The following is a 16,272-nucleotide window of genomic DNA, read 5'->3' as shown; positions in this document are numbered from 1 at the left end:
GGAGACCGGTTGCCGCTTTTCTGGCATTGCCGCCTTGCCTGTCCCCGCAAAGCCCCGGTTTATGGGCTTTTTTTATTTGGCACGCCGCTTGCTATGTCTCTGTTACGAAAAATCAGGTCACCCGAAGGTTTCCCGACATGAGCATCAGCTTCGATAAAGCGCTCGGTATCCACGAACAAGCCCTGGGCTTCCGCGCTCAGCGTGCCGAAGTCCTGGCCAACAACATCACCAACGCCGACACCCCGAATTACAAGGCTCGGGATCTGGACTTCTCGAAAGTGCTCGCCGCACAGAACGAGAAAACCAAGAGCGGTACTTTTGCCTTGAACATGACCAACAGCCGTCACATCGAAGCTGAAGGCCTGGGCAATGGCGACGAGTCGCTGCTGTATCGCACGCCGATGCAACCGTCGATCGACCAGAACACCGTGGACGCCCAGCTGGAACAGTCGAACTACGCGGAAAACGCCGTCGGCTTCCAGGCCAGCTTCACCCTGCTCAACAGCAAATTCAAAGGGCTGATGTCAGCCCTGCGCGGAGAGTAAGTCATGTCCCTATCCAGTGTTTTCAACATTGCCGGTAGCGGCATGAGTGCCCAAACCACTCGCTTGAACACCGTGGCCTCAAACATCGCCAACGCCGAAACCGTTTCGTCGAGCATCGACCAGACCTATCGCGCCCGTCACCCGGTGTTCGCCACCATGTTCCAGGGCGGTCAGAACGGCGGTAGCGATTCTCTGTTCCAGAGCCAGGACGCTGCCGGTCAAGGCGTGCAAGTACTTGGTGTGGTCGAAGACCAGAGCAACCTTGAAGCGCGCTACGAGCCGAACCATCCGGCTGCCGACGCCAAGGGCTACGTCTACTACCCGAATGTCAACGTCGTCGAAGAAATGGCCGACATGATTTCCGCGAGCCGTTCGTTCCAGACCAACGCCGAAATGATGAACACCGCCAAAACCATGATGCAGAAGGTCCTGACCCTCGGTCAGTGATAAGGGGCGACTCAGATGAGTGTTACCGATACCACCAGTGGCGTGAGCATCAAGGATGTTTTGGCCAACTCTTCGGTCAAGACCAACACGACCAGCAATGATGGTCTGGCTTCAGCGACCAGCAGTGCCGCTGGCAAAAAAGAGTTGGGCAAAGACGCGTTCCTGCAATTGCTGGTGACCCAGCTGAAGAACCAGAACCCGCTTGAACCACAGGACAACGGCGCGTTCGTGGCTCAGTTGGCGCAGTTCAGCAGTCTGGAAGGCATCACCACGCTGAATGATACGGTCAGCGGCATTGCCGGCAATTACAACTCCTCGCAAGCGTTGCAAGCCTCTTCGCTGGTAGGCCGCTCGGTTATCGCCCAGACCGACACCGCAGTGGTTGATACCTCCAAGAGTTTCAACGGTACGGCAGTCGTGCCGGCATCGACGGACCCGGTGACGGTCAAGATCACCGATGCCGATGGCAAAGTAGTTCGCACCATCGACCTGGGCAGCCAGCCAGCCGGCAACGCCAATTTTATCTGGGACGGCAAGAACGATGCGGGCGAAGTGGCCGCGGCTGGAACATACAAGTTCGCCGCCACCGCGACTTACGACAGCCAGGCGACCTCGCTGGTGACTTACCTGCCGGCAACCGTTAACAGCGTGACCATCAGCCAGACCGGCGGTGAGTTGATGCTGAACCTGGCCGGCCTGGGCAGTATTGCCCTGTCCAAAGTACAAACCATCGGTATATAGAGCCGGCTAACACGGCACAAAGGAGTGGAATATGTCTTTCAATATCGGCCTTAGCGGTCTCTATGCCGCCAACAAACAACTGGACGTAACCGGCAACAACATCGCCAACGTCGCGACCACCGGTTTCAAATCCTCCCGTGCAGAGTTCGAAGACGTGTACTCGGCCACCCGCCTGGGCACCGGCAGCAAGACCATCGGCAACGGCGTGCGCCTGGCCAACGTTTCCCAGCAGTTCAGCCAGGGCGACGTGAGCAACACCGGCAACGTGTTGGACATGGGTATTCAGGGCAACGGCTTCTTCATCCTCAGCGACAACGGTTCGATGAGCTACACCCGTGCCGGCACGTTCAAGACTGACGCCGAAAGTTATGTAGTCGATAACAACGGCAACCGCTTGCAGGGTTATGGCGTAGACGCCAACGGCAAGATCATCAACGGCGTGTTGACCGACTTGAAAATCGATACATCGAACCTGACGCCGCAGGCGACCACTCGTGTCGATCAGACGATGAACCTGAACTCCTCGGACGCACTGCCAACCGTGACGCCGTTCAACGTCAAAGACACCAACAGCTACAACAAAACCATTTCCACCCCTGTGTACGACACACAGGGTAACAAGCACTCGATGGACCAGTACTACGTAAAAAATCCGGGGAGCAACTCCTGGACTGTTTACACCTACATGGACGGCCGTAGCCCAAGCGACCCGACGGCAAACCCACCGGAGCCGATGATAGCGGACATCACCTTCAATCCGGATGGCAGCATCAATACGCTGACGACCCCTCCACCTCCAGCCACGGGATGGACGCTGACCGGTACCACGCTGACCATGACAGGCTGGAAGCCGGGCGTGGTGGTTGACGCTGACACCAACCCGCCAACCTGGGCCCTGAACGGTTCGGACGCCGCTGCTGGCGGTGTTGCGTTCGACATGACCAAAACCACTTCGTACGCTTCGCCAACCGCACGTACTGCGCAGTACCAGGACGGCTACGCCACTGGCCAGATTTCCAGTCTGACCATCGACGAAAGCGGTGTCATGACCGCCAATTTCAGCAACGGGCAAACCAAGGCCGTCGGCCAGGTAGCCGTGGCCAGCTTCGCCAACGAACAAGGCTTGCAGCCAATCGGTGGTACCCGCTGGAAAGAAACCTACTCCTCGGGCGTGGCCGGCGTCGATGCACCGAAAACCGGTACGCTGGGTTCAATCGTGTCCAACTCGCTGGAAGAGTCCAACGTCAACCTGACCAACGAACTGGTTGATTTGATCAAGGCGCAGAGCAACTACCAGGCGAACGCCAAGACTATCTCCACCGAAAGCACCATCATGCAGACCATCATTCAGATGGCTTGATGCCTGATAGCGCTACTTAAAGAACCCCTCGAAAGAGGGGTTTTTTTATGGGCGGGATTTGTCTCGGGTCCTGACATCCTGGCTGTCTGTATTGGCCTCATCGCGAGCCGGCTCTCAGCTTTGTAGTTGTTCGAGCTGACGCCATCGCGGGCAAGCCTTGCTCCTACAAGATTGGTGCCGTGTCCAACAAACGCGGCAGACATAAACTCTGCAGGAGCAAGGCTTGCCCGCGATGGCGTCATCGTCAGCACCACAAAACTACCTGGCAGCCACCTCAGCCACTTTCACCGAAGGCTTCAACACCAACCACAACGCCGCTGCAATCAATACCCCGCCATAGATATGCGCCATGGACAACGGCTCATCCAGCAACAATGCTCCCCACAATACCCCGAACGGCGGGATCAGGAAGGTCGTGGTCATCGACTTCACCGGCCCGACCGAGCTGAGCAAACGGAAGTAAATGATGTACGCAAGCGCGGTACACACCAGACCCAACCCAAGCAACGACAACCAGACATTCCAGCCACCCCAGCTCGCTGGAGGTTGGCTGATCACGCTGTACCCGAACAGCGGCAACAGAAACAGCGTCGCCCCCAGCATGCTGCCTACCGCAGACAAACGGCTGTCGAGTCCGCCGGCCTGATCCAGCCAGCGGCGGGCGAGGAAACCGGCAAAGCCATAACAGGTGGTGGCGAGCAGGCAGGCGAGGGCGCCCATCAGCAATTGCATGTCGAACGCGACCGGGCCCGCGCGAGTCAGCACGCCAACACCGAACAATCCGAGGAATACTCCGCCGAGCTTGGCGGCGGTGAGTCGTTCATGAAAGAACAACCCGCCGATCAGCACGCCCATCAGCGGTGTGGTGGCGTTGAAAATGGCCGAGTACCCGGCCGGCAGCACCTGGGCGGCCACGGAATAGAGCGTCGCCGGAATTCCGGAGTTGATTACCCCGAGTAGCATCACGGTCTTGAGTTTGCCTTTGAAATCCCAGCTGATGCGCATCAACCCGAGAATCACCAACAAGCCGGCAGCGGCAATCGACACGCGGAAAAACGCAGTGGGGATTGTGCCAATCACTGGGGCGATGATGCGCATGAACAGAAAGCTCGCACCCCAAATGGCCGCCAGTGACAGTAAACGGACGATATCGACGGGGTTCACGGTGCTCTCCTTCCTTGATGGGGACGAGAGTGTTGCTGAGCGCCAGATCGATGGCAACCGAAAAACGGGCAAATAATCCGAGCGAAAAATTACGCTTCTCCTGCACCCGGTTCACTGGCTAAGCTCAGGGCTCACGAATTCCCGCAGAGGTCTCACCCATGCCGCAGCAATGGCCAGCCGCCGATATCGCCCGAATGATCCTCGATGGCTTTGACGATTACCGCGAGCATTTCCGTCAGATCACCGACGGCGCACGGGCCCGTTTCGAGCAGGCCCAATGGCAGGAAACGCAAGTCGCGTCGGCTGCGCGGATCAATCTCTATGAAGAGAAAGTCAGCGAAACGGTGGAACGGCTGCGCATCGCGTTTGACGCCGACACGCTGGATGTCAGCTGCTGGCCGCTGGTCAAAAGCGCGTACATCACGTTGATCGACCTGCGCTTCGACGATGAACTCTCCGAGACCTGGTACAACTCGATTTTCTGCGGTTTGTTCAGCCATGACCTGATCAGCGACGGCTGCATGTTCATCCACACCACCCGCCCGAGCCTGCGCCGGGCCCGCGCTGCACAAACCCGCACCTACAAACCTCAGGGTCAATTGTCCGGCATGCTCGCGAGCATATTTGCCGACTACCGCTTCAGCGAGGATTACGCCGACCTGGCCGGTGACTTGAGCCGCCTCGAAGCGCAACTGCGCGAGAACCTGCCGGACTGGGTGTGCAAAGACCCGCAGTTGAGCGTCGAACTGTTTTCCTCGGTGCTTTATCGCAATAAAGGGGCGTATCTGGTTGGGCGCATTTACACCCACGACGAACAGTGGCCGTTGGTGATTCCGCTGCTGCACCGCGAAGGTCGCGGGATTCAGATCGATGCGCTGATTACCGATGAAGCGGACGTGTCGATTATCTTCTCGTTCACCCGTTCGTACTTCATGGTCGACGTGCCGGTGCCGGCGGAGTTCATTGGTTTCCTCAAGCGTATTCTGCCGGGCAAGCACATCGCCGAGCTGTACACCTCGATCGGTTTCTACAAACACGGCAAGTCCGAGTTCTACCGGGCGTTGATTAATCACCTGGCCAACACCGACGACCAGTTCATCATGGCCCCCGGTGTGCGCGGCATGGTCATGAGCGTGTTTACCCTGCCGGGTTTCAACACCGTGTTCAAAATCATCAAGGACCGCTTCTCGCCGTCGAAAAACGTCGACCGCGCCACAGTGATCGAGAAATACCGTTTGGTAAAAAGCGTCGACCGCGTCGGGCGCATGGCCGACACCCAGGAGTTCGCCGATTTCCGTTTCCCGTTGAGCAAATTCGACCCGGCGTGCCTGGAGGAATTGCTCGAAGTGGCCGCGTCTACCGTGTCGGTGGAAGGCGATACCGTGCTGATCCGCCACTGCTGGACCGAACGGAGGATGACGCCGTTGAACCTGTACCTGGAAAACGCCAATGAGGCGCAGGTGCATGAGGCACTGGAAGATTACGGCCTGGCGATCAAGCAATTGGCGGCGGCGAACATCTTTCCCGGCGACATGTTGCTGAAAAACTTCGGCGTCACCCGCCACGGTCGCGTGGTGTTTTATGACTATGACGAGATTTGCTTCCTGACCGAGGCCAACTTCCGGCACATCCCGCAGCCGCGCACGCCGGAAGACGAGATGGCGTCGGAGCCCTGGTATTCGATTGGGCCGCTGGATGTGTTTCCTGAAGAGTTTCCGCCGTTTCTATTTGCCGATTCGGGGCAGCGGCGGCTGTTTGATAAGTTGCATGGTGAGTTGTACAACGCCGATTACTGGAAAAGCCTTCAGGAAGCGATTCGCGCCGGCAAAGTGATCGACGTGTTCCCGTATCGGCGCAAGGGCCTCGATAACGAATAACCTCGTTTGGGCGACCACAAACCTGTAGGAGCCCGGCTTGCCGGCGATGGCGTCCGTAAGATCGCAATCGCCGGCAAGCCGGGCTCCTACAGGGAACAGTGGCCGTTCGAAAAATCGCAGCGCTCATTTGTACCTCCAAATCTGCGACAATCGCCGCCCTGCGCCACTAGACGACTGAATTGCGTACCCGATGACCGACGAATCGCCCTCCATCGACAAACTGCTGAAAAACCTCGATCACGCCATGCTTGCCGACCGCCACCGGCTGCGGCGGCAGTTGCTTGAGCTGCGCAAGAAACCTGACGAGGCCAAGCTGGCCCTGTGGGTGACGCGGATGCAGGCGTCCTGTGATCAGGTGTTGGCGCGGCGGGCCAGCCTGCCGGTGATTCGGTACGACGACAGTTTGCCGATTGCCGCCAAGCGCGACGAAATCAAGGAAGCGCTGCTCAAGCATCAGGTGCTGATCATCGCCGGCGAAACCGGCTCGGGTAAAACCACCCAGTTGCCGAAGATCTGCCTGGAAATCGGTCGCGGCCAGCATGGTCTGATCGGCCACACCCAACCACGTCGTATTGCTGCGCGCAGCGTGGCCAGCCGCGTTGCCGAAGAACTGGCGACGCCGCTGGGCGCACTGGTCGGTTATCAGGTGCGATTCGAGGATCAGAGCGATTCCAACACCCTGATCAAATTGATGACCGACGGCATCCTGCTGGCGGAAACCCAGAACGACCGCTACCTCGAACGCTATGACACGATCATCGTCGACGAAGCCCACGAACGCAGCCTGAACATCGACTTCCTGCTCGGTTACCTGAAAACCCTGCTGCCGCGTCGCCCTGACCTGAAAGTCATCATCACCTCGGCAACCATCGACCTGGAGCGCTTCTCCAAACATTTCGATGACGCGCCGATTGTCGAAGTCTCCGGCCGCACCTTCCCGGTAGAAACCTGGTATCGCCCGCTGACCCTGGAGCAGGACGAAGAGGGCAACCGCGTCGAGGATGACTTGACCGTGGACCAGGCAATCCTCGCCACCCTAGACGAAATAGCCGCATTCGAACGCAGCGAGCGCAAGAGCCCCGGTGATGTGCTGGTGTTCCTGCCCGGCGAGCGCGAGATTCGTGACGCGGCCGACATGCTGCGCAAGGCCCAACTCAAGCACACTGAAATCCTGCCGTTGTACGCACGCCTGTCGCCGGCCGAGCAGCAGCGGATTTTCCAGTCGCACCCAGGCCGTCGTGTGGTCCTGGCGACCAACGTCGCGGAAACCTCGCTGACGGTGCCGGGCATTCGTTACGTGATCGACAGCGGCACTGCGCGCATCAGCCGTTACAGCTATCGCGCCAAGGTCCAGCGCCTGCCCATCGAAGCGATTTCCCAGGCCAGCGCCAACCAGCGTAAAGGTCGTTGCGGTCGGGTCGAGCCAGGCATCTGCATCCGCCTCTACGGTGAAGACGATTTCATTGGCCGTCCGGAATTTACCGACCCGGAGATTCTGCGGACCAACCTTGCTGCCGTCATCTTGCAGATGCTGCACCTGCGCCTCGGCGAGATCACCGATTTCCCGTTTATCGAACCGCCGGACGGCAAGGCCATCAGCGACGGTTTCAACCTGTTGCAAGAGCTCTCGGCGGTGGATCGCAACAGTCAGCTGACCCCGTTGGGGCGCAATCTTGCGCGTTTGCCGGTGGACCCGCGCATGGGCCGCATGCTGCTGGAAGCGGCGAAACTCGGCAGTTTGCAGGAAGTGCTGATCGTCGCCAGCGCCATGTCGATTCAAGACCCGCGCGAACGTCCGCCGGAGCGTCAGCAAGCGGCGGATCAGGCCCACGCGCAGTGGAAAGACGTGGACTCCGACTTCGCCGGGCTGGTCAATTTGTGGCGTGGTTTTGAAGAACAGCGTCAGGCGCTGACGGCGAGCCCGTTGCGTAACTGGTGCCGCAAGAACTTCCTGAATTACCTGCGTCTGCGCGAATGGCGCGATTCGCACCGCCAGTTGAGCCTGATCTGCCGCGACATGCAGCTGAGCATCAACAAAGAGCCGGCGGATTACCCGAAACTGCACAAAGCCGTGCTTTCGGGCTTGCTCAGTCAGATTGGTCAGAAAACCGATGAAGGTGATTACCTGGGCGCCCGTCAGCGGCGTTTCTGGATTCACCCGTCATCCGGGCTGGGTAAAAAACGCCCGCAATGGCTGATGACTGCTGAACTGGTGGAAACCACCAAACTCTATGCGCGTATGGTCGCCAAGATCGACGCCGACTGGATCGAGCCGCTGGCCGGGCACTTGATCAAGAAAAACCACTTCGAACCGCATTGGGAGAAGAAGCGCGGTCAGGTCGTGGCCTTCGAGCAGATCACCTTGTTCGGGCTGATCGTGGTCGGCCGCCGGCCGGTGCATTACGGGCCGATTGACCCGGTGGTGTCCCGTGAGTTTTTCATTCGTGAAGGCCTGGTGCGTGGCGAAATTCAATCCAAGGCCAAATGCCTGACGGCCAACGCGCAACTGCTGGAACAACTCGACGAACTGGAAGCCAAGGCCCGCCGTCGCGACATTCTGGCCGACGAAGAAACCCTGTTCGCCTTCTACGATGCACGGTTGCCGGCGGAGATCCACCAGACCGCTACCTTCGACAGCTGGTATCGGGTCAACAGCCAGAAAGACCCACAGCTGCTGATCATGCGCGAAGAAGACGTGCTGGCCCGCGAGGCCAGCGAAGTCACTGCCCTGCATTACCCGGACACCTTGCACATCGGCGATCTGGAACTGGCGCTGAGTTATCACTTCGAACCCAATCATCCACGCGACGGTGTGACCTTACGCGTACCGGCACCGTTGCTGCCGATGCTGCCACCGGAACGGCTGGAATGGCTGGTGCCCGGTGTGATCGAAGCCAAGTGCATCGCGCTGGTGCGCAACCTGCCCAAGGCATTGCGCAAGAATTTTGTGCCGGTGCCGGACTTCGTCAAAGCGGCGTTGCAGCGCATGACGTTCGCCGAAGGTTCGTTGCCTCAGGCGCTGGGCCGCGAATTGCTGCGCATGACCGGCGCGCGGGTCAGCGATGAAGCGTGGGCCGAGGCGTCGCAGCAGGTCGACAGCCATTTGCGCATGAACCTGGAAATCGTCGACGGCCAGGGCAAGTTCCTTGGCGAAGGGCGTGATCTGGCCGAACTGACCGCGCGTTTTGCTGAAGCGAGTCAGGCGGCGTTGGCTGTACCGCAATCCGCGAAAAGCCAGCAGCCCGTAGAAGCGAAAGTCTTTGCCGCGGTTGCCGAGAAAACCCAGCAGAAGATCGCCGGGCTGTCGATGACGGTCTACCCGGCGCTGGTGGAAGAAGGTGGCACGGTCAAGGAAGGGCGTTTCTCGACGCCGGCTGAAGCCGAGTTCCAGCATCGCCGCGCCTTGCAACGTTTGTTGATGCAACAACTGGCTGAACCGGCGAAGTTCCTGCGCAGCAAGTTGCCGGGGCTCACGGAACTGGGCCTGATGTACCGCGATATGGGGCGTATCGACAGTCTGGTGGAAGATATTCTGCTGGCCAGTCTCGACAGTTGCATTCTCGAGGGTGAAGAACCGTTGCCGCGCGATGGCGCCGGGTTGGCGGCGTTGGCCGAGCGCAAGCGCGGTGGCTGGACTGACCACGCCGAGCGTCTGGCGAAGCTGACGCTGGAAATCCTCAAGCTCTGGCATGGTCTGCAAAAACGCTTCAAGGGCAAGATCGACCTGGCGCAAGCCGTGGCCCTGAACGACATCAAGCAGCAGCTCAGTCACCTGGTTTATCCCGGTTTTGTCCGTGAAACGCCGATGGTGTGGCTTAAGGAATTGCCGCGTTACCTGAAAGCGGTCGAGCAGCGTTTCGAGAAAATCGGTGCTCAGGTGCAACGGGATCGAGTGTGGAGCGGCGAATTGTCCGGCCTCTGGACCCAATACCAGGCCCGCGCCAGTAAACACGCCCAGGAAGGCAAGCGTGATCCGCAGCTGGAACTCTATCGCTGGTGGCTGGAGGAATACCGGGTTTCGCTGTTTGCCCAGCAATTGGGGACCAAGGTGCCGATCTCCGACAAGCGCCTGAACAAACAGTGGACCCAGGTCGAGCCGTAACACGGCCCCCTTGTAGGAGCTGGCTTGCCAGCGAAGGCGGTGTATCAGTCAGCATTGATGCTGAAGCTGACGGCCTCTTCGCGGGCAAGCCCGCTCCTACAGGTAGGGTGTTGTGTCAGGCAGGTGCTTTATCCAGCAAAAGGCGCCAAACCCCAATGTTTATGGCAAACTTCGCGCCTATAAACGCCGGTTCCGCGGTTTTGAGCCCTTCAAGGTTCGGGCGGATCGGAATAAAGCGATGCCTGGTTGGCTTCCCATGACGGGAACAGACCCCTTGTGTGTTGGTACGTCGGTGCCAATGCTTTCTGCCTGAACAGATTAGAGAAACAACCATGCATAACGTCGTCATCAGCGGCACTGGCCTGTACACCCCGGCCAATAGCATCTCCAACGAAGAGCTGGTGCAGTCTTTCAACGCCTACGTTGCTCAATTCAACGCCGACAACGCCGAGGCCATCGCCCGTGGCGAAGTCGAAGCGTTGATCGAATCCAACGCGGCGTTTATCGAGAAAGCCTCCGGTATCAAAAGCCGCTTTGTCATGGACAAGGACGGCATTCTCGACCCGCAACGCATGGCGCCACGCCTGCCGGAACGTTCGAACGACGAATGGTCGGTACTCTGCCAAATGGCTATCGGCGCCGCCGAACAAGCCTTGCAGCGCGCCGGCAAGACTGCCGCAGACATCGACGGCGTGATCGTCGCCTGCTCCAACCTGCAACGCGCCTACCCGGCCATCGCCATCGAAGTCCAGGAAGCGCTGGGCATCCAGGGTTTCGGTTTCGACATGAACGTTGCCTGCTCCTCCGCAACCTTCGGCATTCAAGCGGCCACCAACAGCGTGCAACTGGGCCAGGCCCGGGCCATCCTGATGGTCAACCCGGAAGTCTGCACCGGTCACCTGAACTTCCGCGACCGCGACAGCCACTTCATCTTCGGCGACGCTGCCACGGCCGTGATCATCGAACGTGCTGACCTGGCGACGTCCAAGTACCAGTTCGACATCGTCAGCACCAAGCTGCTGACCAAGTTCTCCAACAACATCCGCAACAACTTCGGCTTCCTCAACCGCACGGCGGAAGAGGGCATCGGTGCCAAGGACAAACTGTTCGTGCAGGAAGGCCGCAAGGTGTTCCGCGACGTATGCCCTATGGTTGCCGAACTGATCGCGACGCATCTGGAAGAGAACGCGCTGAACATCAGCGACGTGAAGCGCTTCTGGCTGCACCAGGCCAACCTCAGCATGAACCACCTGATCGTCAAGAAACTGCTGGGTCGCGAGGCCACCGAAGAAGAAGCACCGGTGATTCTCGACACCTACGCCAACACCAGCTCCGCCGGTTCGGTGATTGCGTTTCACAAGAATCAGGATGATCTGGCCGGCGGTTCGCTGGCCGTGCTCAGTTCGTTTGGCGCCGGTTATTCGATTGGTAGCGTGATTCTGCGCAAGCGTTGAGCTCACGGATGAGAGGTATACATGGCTGTCGCTGACGACACCCGATTGCTCGACCGTCTGTTGGCGGGCGAGCAGAAGGCTTATAAGGAATTGGTCAGCACTTACCAGAGTGCGATGCGTGCGGTGGCCTATGCGATTGTCGGCAACCGGCATGCCGACGAAGTGGTGCAGGACGCCTGGTTGTCGGTCGTGCGCAATCTCAAAGGATTCGAGGGGCGTTCGAGTCTCAAGACCTGGTTGCTGACCATTACCGCCAACTCGGCCAAAGGTCGCTACAAGCAAAACCGTCGCGAGGTTTTGCTTGATGACCTTCCGTCGCCCCACGGCACCATCGATGACGATCGTTTCTCGCCGGGCGATGGTCATTGGCTGGTGGCGCCGTTTGCCTGGCACCAGGACACCCCGGAAGCGCTGCTGACCGAAAACGAGCTGCGTGAATGCCTGGAACGCACGCTGCTCAGTCTGTCGGAACTGCAAAGCAGCGTGTTGTTATTGCGCGAGCGTCAGGGGCTGGAGCTGGAAGAAATCTGTAATCTTCTGGAAATCTCGCTCTCCAATGTTCGCGTGCTGCTGCACAGGGCGCGGTTGAAGGTGTTTGCGACGGTGGAGCATTTTGAGGAGACCGGGGAATGTTGACCTGCAAGGAACAAGTGGCACGCTCCAGCGATTATCTTGACGGTCAGTTGAGTTTTCGTGAGCGGCTGATGGTGCGTCATCACCTGATGTTCTGCCCTAATTGCCGGCGCTTCATTCGTCAGATGCGGCTGATGCAGGCGACATTGCGCGCCATGCCCGAAGAAGCGGTGCCGGACGCCGATGCGCTGGCCGAACGTCTCACTGCCGAACGTCGCAAGGACATTCCGTAGCAGAGGGATTCATTGCGGGGATCAAGAAACAGCCTTGCGTGGATGTATCGAACGGATGATGGGGATCAATCCATCCACGCCAGACTGTAAAAGCAACCGGGCTTCCTTGCCCGAGTCATATAGCGGGGTAAATCAGAACTTCGCTTCAGCATCCAGTTGCAGGGTGTTGATGTCCGAATCTTTCTTGTTGGTGCTGGCGTTGATTTGGTCAGAGTTAGCCAAGAAGTACGTGGCGCCGAGGGTGAAGTTCTTGTCCAGCTCGTAGCTCACTTTCAACTTGCTGCCGCGCGAACCGGTGTAACCGTAGGCGAAGTCGGAGTCGGTGAAGGCGCCGACCACCGAGTTACTCTGTACATCACGGTAGTTGTAGTCCACTGCAACGCCGTAGAACTTGGTCTTGACGCCGGCCAACCAGGCAGTGTCCTGATCATTGCTGGCTTCGGTGTTATTGACGTACTGACCGTATAGCGACAACGGCATTGGCAGACCGCCAATGTCCAGCTGACCGAAACCTTCGTACAGGTTGAATTCTTCGCCCGGGCTGTTGCCATTGACGGCCAGTGCACACGGTGCAGTGGTGGTGCCGGAGGTAGGGCAAGCGCTGTCTTCATCGTTATCGTAGGCGTAGAGACTGCCGCCCAGGGTCATTTTCAGGTTGTCAGTGATAGCGAAGCGCCCACCCAATTGGCCTGCGTACAGACGCAGATCGTTTTTGAATTGCACGCCTTCGCCGTCGACGTTGTCCTTGAGGGTGTAGTGACCGGCGCTACCGAACAGCTCGGTGCTGCCGCTCAGCGGGTACTTGTAAGTCACTGCCAGGCCTTCCGGGTTGACGTCGCTATCCCAGATGACGTCGCCCATGCTCACCCATTGCTGCGGCATCTTGCCGCCAACGAGGTGCAGGTTCTTGATGGCGTCGGGGTGGTAGTCGATGTAACCCAGGTCCAGCCAAATCTGCTTCTTGTCAAAGTAGTTGTCCAAGTCCTGATTGGTGGAACGAGCGTCGTCGTTGTTGCCGGTGGCAATACGAATACCGGTGTCGACTTGCGGGTTGATTTCGCTGTAGGCACCCAGGCGGGCACGAATGCGCTGACGGTTCTTGTCTTTGTTGTTAGGCGCGTCATCGTTCTGGATGGTTTCCTGACGGAAACGCATGTCACCCTTGAATTGGGTCTTGGCAGCCCATGCCAGTTTCTGGTCGAAGGTACTCAGTTCAGTGGTTTTCTTCGCCGTTGCTGCGATTTGCTCGTTGGTCTCTTGCTGAGCCTGTCGAGCGATTTGCTGGTCTTTCTGTTCCTTGCTCAGCTCGGCTTGCAGTTCGCTGTATTGGGCGTTAGTAATCGAGCCGTTGGCCTTGAGCATGTCGAGCAGTTTGGCGTCGACTGCGGCGCTGGCCGGAACACTCATGGCCAGCATTAGCCCGCCAAACAGGGCGGCCGCAGTTTTCGTGGAAGCAAGACGCATATCAATCTCCGAAGATGAGAGTGGATGACTGAGCCATCCAGGGCACAACCGACCATTGATGGACGGTAAATAATCGCCTTATATAACTAGGCGCTATAAAAGAAGGCGCAAGTATTGCGATGAATTATTACAAGTCGGCGGCAAAGTGATTGCGTCCAGATGACGATAAAAAGTCTGTCTGGACACGCTCTTCAGAGGCCTGATGGCAAAAACGCGGGTGTGAAATGGCTGTGGAGTGCGTGTGGATTGGGTTTCGTTAAGCGATACTCGCGAAGCTTTTACGCAAGAAGTGGAGAGGAAGTTGATGCCGCTGCAACGTTTGGAAAAACTATCGGCAATAGCACCGTATGCCTGGGATGCGCTCGTACCTGAGCGTCAGCCATTTCTGCGCCATGCCTTTCTCAGTGCCCTTGAAGACAGCGGCAGTGTCGGTCCGCATTCCGGCTGGCAACCCGAGCATCTGTTGCACGTCGAGGGTGATCGACTGATCGCCGCACTGCCCAGTTACCGCAAGTGGCATTCCTATGGCGAGTACGTGTTCGATCATGCCTGGGCGGATGCCTGTGAGCGGGCCGGCATCGACTATTACCCCAAATTATTGACCGCCGTGCCCTTCAGTCCCGTCAGCGGGCCACGCTTGCTGGCGGCCAGCGTCGAAGACGGTTTCGAGCTACTCAAAAGCCTGCCGGGCTACCTTGAGATCGAGGAGCTTTCCAGTGCTCACATCAACTTCACCGACCCGTTCACTGACGCGGCACTGGCCGAACAGCCCGGTTGGTTGCAGCGTATTGGCTGTCAGTATCACTGGCAGAATCGCGGCTATCGGGACTTTCAGGACTTCCTCGACGTCCTGAGTTCACGTAAACGCAAGCAGATGCGCAAAGAGCGTGAGCAAGTCGCGGGGCAGGGCATTGATTTCGAATGGCTTGAAGGTCGGCAGCTGGATCAGGTGCAGTGGGATTTTGTCTACGCGTGCTACGCCAATACTTACGCGGTGCGGCGGCAAAGACCTTATTTGACCCGCGAATTTTTCAGCCTGTTGGCCGAACGCATGCCGGAATCGATTCGTGTGGTGCTGGCCAAACAAGGCTCACGGCCGGTGGCCATGGCCTTCAGTCTGGTGGGGGGCGACAGTTTTTACGGCCGTTACTGGGGCTGTCTGGCAGAGTTTGATCGACTGCACTTTGAAACCTGTTTCTATCAGGGCATGGATTATGCGATTGCCAATGGCTTTCAACGTTTCGACGCCGGTGCCCAGGGCGAGCACAAATTGATTCGCGGGTTTGAACCGGTGATCACCCATTCCTGGCATTACCTTCGCCACGCGGGTCTGAAAGCGGCGGTCAAAGACTTCCTACAGCAAGAGCGCGTTGGGGTGCTGGCGTATGCAGAAGAGGCGAGGACCGCCTTGCCTTACCGGCAAGACTGATCCTCGTCCGAGGCTTTAAGTGTCTTCTTTGCCCAGCCAGCGATAGGTTATGCCACCGATCACCGCACCCAGCAGCGGTGCGACCCAGAACATCCACAGCTGTTGAATGGCCCAACCACCGACAATCAGTGCCGGGCCGGTGCTGCGCGCCGGGTTGACCGAGGTATTGGTGACCGGGATCGAGATCAGGTGGATCAGGGTCAACCCCAGGCCAATGGCGATGGGGGCAAGTCCTGCCGGGGCGCGCTTGTCGGTGGCGCCGAGGATGATCAGGATGAACATCGCCGTCATCACCAGTTCACAGACAAACCCTGCCACCATGGAATAGCCGCCGGGGGAGTGTTCGCCATAGCCGTTGGATGCCAGGCCGCCGGCCAGGTCGAAACCGGGTTTGCCGCTGGCAATGAAGTACAGCAAAGCCGCTGCAATCACCCCGCCAATCACCTGAGCAATGATGTAAGCCGGCAGCTCCTTGGCCGGGAACCGTCCGCCGACCACCAGCCCCAGCGACACTGCCGGGTTGAGGTGACAACCGGAGATATGGCCGATAGCAAACGCCATGGTCAGCACCGTCAACCCAAACGCCAGGGCCACCCCCAGTAAACCGATTCCTACATCCGGGAAAGCGGCGGCCAGCACCGCACTGCCACACCCCCCCAACACCAGCCAGAACGTACCTACCAACTCTGTCGCTGAACGTTTGAATAGAGACATAGAGTGTGCCCTTTCGAGGTTTTACTGCCTATCGCATCCAGCAGATGGACTGCAGAACCATCACCAGAACCTTGGCTGAGTACAGCAGGGTTTTTAGAGAATTCCAGTG

General features: G+C 58.5%; 13 protein-coding genes. 10 read left to right on the top strand and 3 right to left on the bottom strand.

Annotation, left to right across the window (positions count from 1 at the left end; genetic code table 11):
* Window positions 1–137 precede the first annotated feature (137 nt).
* The 4 genes from flgB to flgE are packed head-to-tail and all read left to right on the top strand — an operon-like array spanning window position 138 to window position 3,093.
* Window positions 138–545 (top strand): flagellar basal body rod protein FlgB, encoded by a 408-nt coding sequence (gene flgB / locus ACWGZX_RS06715; protein ID WP_452627761.1) that lies wholly within the window; start codon window positions 138–140, stop codon window positions 543–545.
* Between the two features lie 3 nt (window positions 546–548).
* Entirely contained in the window at window positions 549–992 is a 444-nt protein-coding gene (flgC, locus tag ACWGZX_RS06710; protein ID WP_123432836.1) for a flagellar basal body rod protein FlgC, read from the top strand.
* 15 nt (window positions 993–1,007) lie between these two features.
* The gene (gene flgD / locus ACWGZX_RS06705) at window positions 1,008–1,733 is read left to right on the top strand and encodes a flagellar hook assembly protein FlgD (protein WP_452627760.1); all 726 of its coding nucleotides are present in this window, start codon (window positions 1,008–1,010) and stop codon (window positions 1,731–1,733) included.
* Window positions 1,734–1,764: 31 nt separating this feature from the next.
* Window positions 1,765–3,093, top strand: a complete 1,329-nt coding sequence (gene flgE / locus ACWGZX_RS06700) for a flagellar hook protein FlgE (protein ID WP_452627759.1) — start codon at window positions 1,765–1,767, stop codon at window positions 3,091–3,093.
* A gap of 258 nt (window positions 3,094–3,351) precedes the next feature.
* Here flgE and ACWGZX_RS06695 read toward each other — a convergent pair whose 3' ends face one another.
* Complete coding sequence (locus tag ACWGZX_RS06695) at window positions 3,352–4,257, bottom strand: DMT family transporter (protein ID WP_452627758.1); 906 nt, start codon at window positions 4,255–4,257, stop codon at window positions 3,352–3,354.
* A gap of 158 nt (window positions 4,258–4,415) precedes the next feature.
* On the opposite strand from ACWGZX_RS06695, the gene aceK reads away from it, so the two are divergent.
* The 5 genes from aceK to ACWGZX_RS06670 all read left to right on the top strand — a co-directional run bounded on the left by aceK (window position 4,416) and on the right by ACWGZX_RS06670 (window position 12,556).
* The gene (gene aceK / locus ACWGZX_RS06690) at window positions 4,416–6,134 is read left to right on the top strand and encodes a bifunctional isocitrate dehydrogenase kinase/phosphatase (RefSeq protein WP_452627757.1); all 1,719 of its coding nucleotides are present in this window, start codon (window positions 4,416–4,418) and stop codon (window positions 6,132–6,134) included.
* A gap of 190 nt (window positions 6,135–6,324) precedes the next feature.
* Entirely contained in the window at window positions 6,325–10,236 is a 3,912-nt protein-coding gene (hrpA, locus tag ACWGZX_RS06685; RefSeq protein WP_452627756.1) for an ATP-dependent RNA helicase HrpA, read from the top strand.
* Between the two features lie 332 nt (window positions 10,237–10,568).
* Window positions 10,569–11,690: a beta-ketoacyl-ACP synthase III gene (locus ACWGZX_RS06680; RefSeq protein WP_452627755.1), complete on the top strand. Its 1,122-nt coding sequence runs from the start codon at window positions 10,569–10,571 to the stop codon at window positions 11,688–11,690.
* 21 nt (window positions 11,691–11,711) lie between these two features.
* Window positions 11,712–12,326: an RNA polymerase sigma factor gene (locus ACWGZX_RS06675; RefSeq protein ID WP_452627754.1), complete on the top strand. Its 615-nt coding sequence runs from the start codon at window positions 11,712–11,714 to the stop codon at window positions 12,324–12,326.
* Window positions 12,320–12,556 carry an anti-sigma factor family protein gene (locus tag ACWGZX_RS06670; protein ID WP_452627753.1) on the top strand — a complete coding sequence of 79 codons (237 nt, stop codon included), beginning with the start codon at window positions 12,320–12,322 and terminating at the stop codon, window positions 12,554–12,556. Before ACWGZX_RS06675 ends, ACWGZX_RS06670 begins: the two co-directional genes overlap by 7 nt.
* A gap of 132 nt (window positions 12,557–12,688) precedes the next feature.
* Here ACWGZX_RS06670 and ACWGZX_RS06665 read toward each other — a convergent pair whose 3' ends face one another.
* A complete protein-coding gene (locus ACWGZX_RS06665; RefSeq protein ID WP_452627752.1) occupies window positions 12,689–14,020 on the bottom strand; it encodes a putative porin in 1,332 nt (443 codons plus the stop codon).
* Window positions 14,021–14,324: 304 nt separating this feature from the next.
* On the opposite strand from ACWGZX_RS06665, the gene ACWGZX_RS06660 reads away from it, so the two are divergent.
* Window positions 14,325–15,449 carry a GNAT family N-acetyltransferase gene (locus tag ACWGZX_RS06660; protein ID WP_452627751.1) on the top strand — a complete coding sequence of 375 codons (1,125 nt, stop codon included), beginning with the start codon at window positions 14,325–14,327 and terminating at the stop codon, window positions 15,447–15,449.
* A 15-nt stretch (window positions 15,450–15,464) separates the two neighbouring features.
* Here the strand turns inward: ACWGZX_RS06660 and aqpZ are convergent, their stop codons facing one another.
* Window positions 15,465–16,163, bottom strand: coding sequence for an aquaporin Z (gene aqpZ, locus ACWGZX_RS06655; protein ID WP_452627750.1), 699 nt, complete (start codon window positions 16,161–16,163; stop codon window positions 15,465–15,467).
* Between the last annotated feature and the right edge of the window lie 109 nt (window positions 16,164–16,272).

This window comes from Pseudomonas sp. CLCA07, from assembly GCF_053615335.1.
The sequence above is the reverse complement of the archived record's forward strand: the minus strand, read 5'-3'. Positions and strand labels throughout refer to the sequence as shown.

What these genes read in the sequence shown, in the direction of transcription:
- flgB (WP_452627761.1), top strand. Translation starts at nt 138, where the DNA reads ATGAGCATCAGCTTCGATAAAGCGCTCGGTATCCACGAACAAGCCCTG.
- flgC (WP_123432836.1), top strand. Translation starts at nt 549, where the DNA reads ATGTCCCTATCCAGTGTTTTCAACATTGCCGGTAGCGGCATGAGTGCC.
- flgD (WP_452627760.1), top strand. Translation starts at nt 1,008, where the DNA reads ATGAGTGTTACCGATACCACCAGTGGCGTGAGCATCAAGGATGTTTTG.
- flgE (WP_452627759.1), top strand. Translation starts at nt 1,765, where the DNA reads ATGTCTTTCAATATCGGCCTTAGCGGTCTCTATGCCGCCAACAAACAA.
- aceK (WP_452627757.1), top strand. Translation starts at nt 4,416, where the DNA reads ATGCCGCAGCAATGGCCAGCCGCCGATATCGCCCGAATGATCCTCGAT.
- hrpA (WP_452627756.1), top strand. Translation starts at nt 6,325, where the DNA reads ATGACCGACGAATCGCCCTCCATCGACAAACTGCTGAAAAACCTCGAT.
- ACWGZX_RS06680 (WP_452627755.1), top strand. Translation starts at nt 10,569, where the DNA reads ATGCATAACGTCGTCATCAGCGGCACTGGCCTGTACACCCCGGCCAAT.
- ACWGZX_RS06675 (WP_452627754.1), top strand. Translation starts at nt 11,712, where the DNA reads ATGGCTGTCGCTGACGACACCCGATTGCTCGACCGTCTGTTGGCGGGC.
- ACWGZX_RS06670 (WP_452627753.1), top strand. Translation starts at nt 12,320, where the DNA reads ATGTTGACCTGCAAGGAACAAGTGGCACGCTCCAGCGATTATCTTGAC.
- ACWGZX_RS06665 (WP_452627752.1), bottom strand. Translation starts at nt 14,020, where the DNA reads ATGCGTCTTGCTTCCACGAAAACTGCGGCCGCCCTGTTTGGCGGGCTA.
- ACWGZX_RS06660 (WP_452627751.1), top strand. Translation starts at nt 14,325, where the DNA reads ATGCCGCTGCAACGTTTGGAAAAACTATCGGCAATAGCACCGTATGCC.
- aqpZ (WP_452627750.1), bottom strand. Translation starts at nt 16,163, where the DNA reads ATGTCTCTATTCAAACGTTCAGCGACAGAGTTGGTAGGTACGTTCTGG.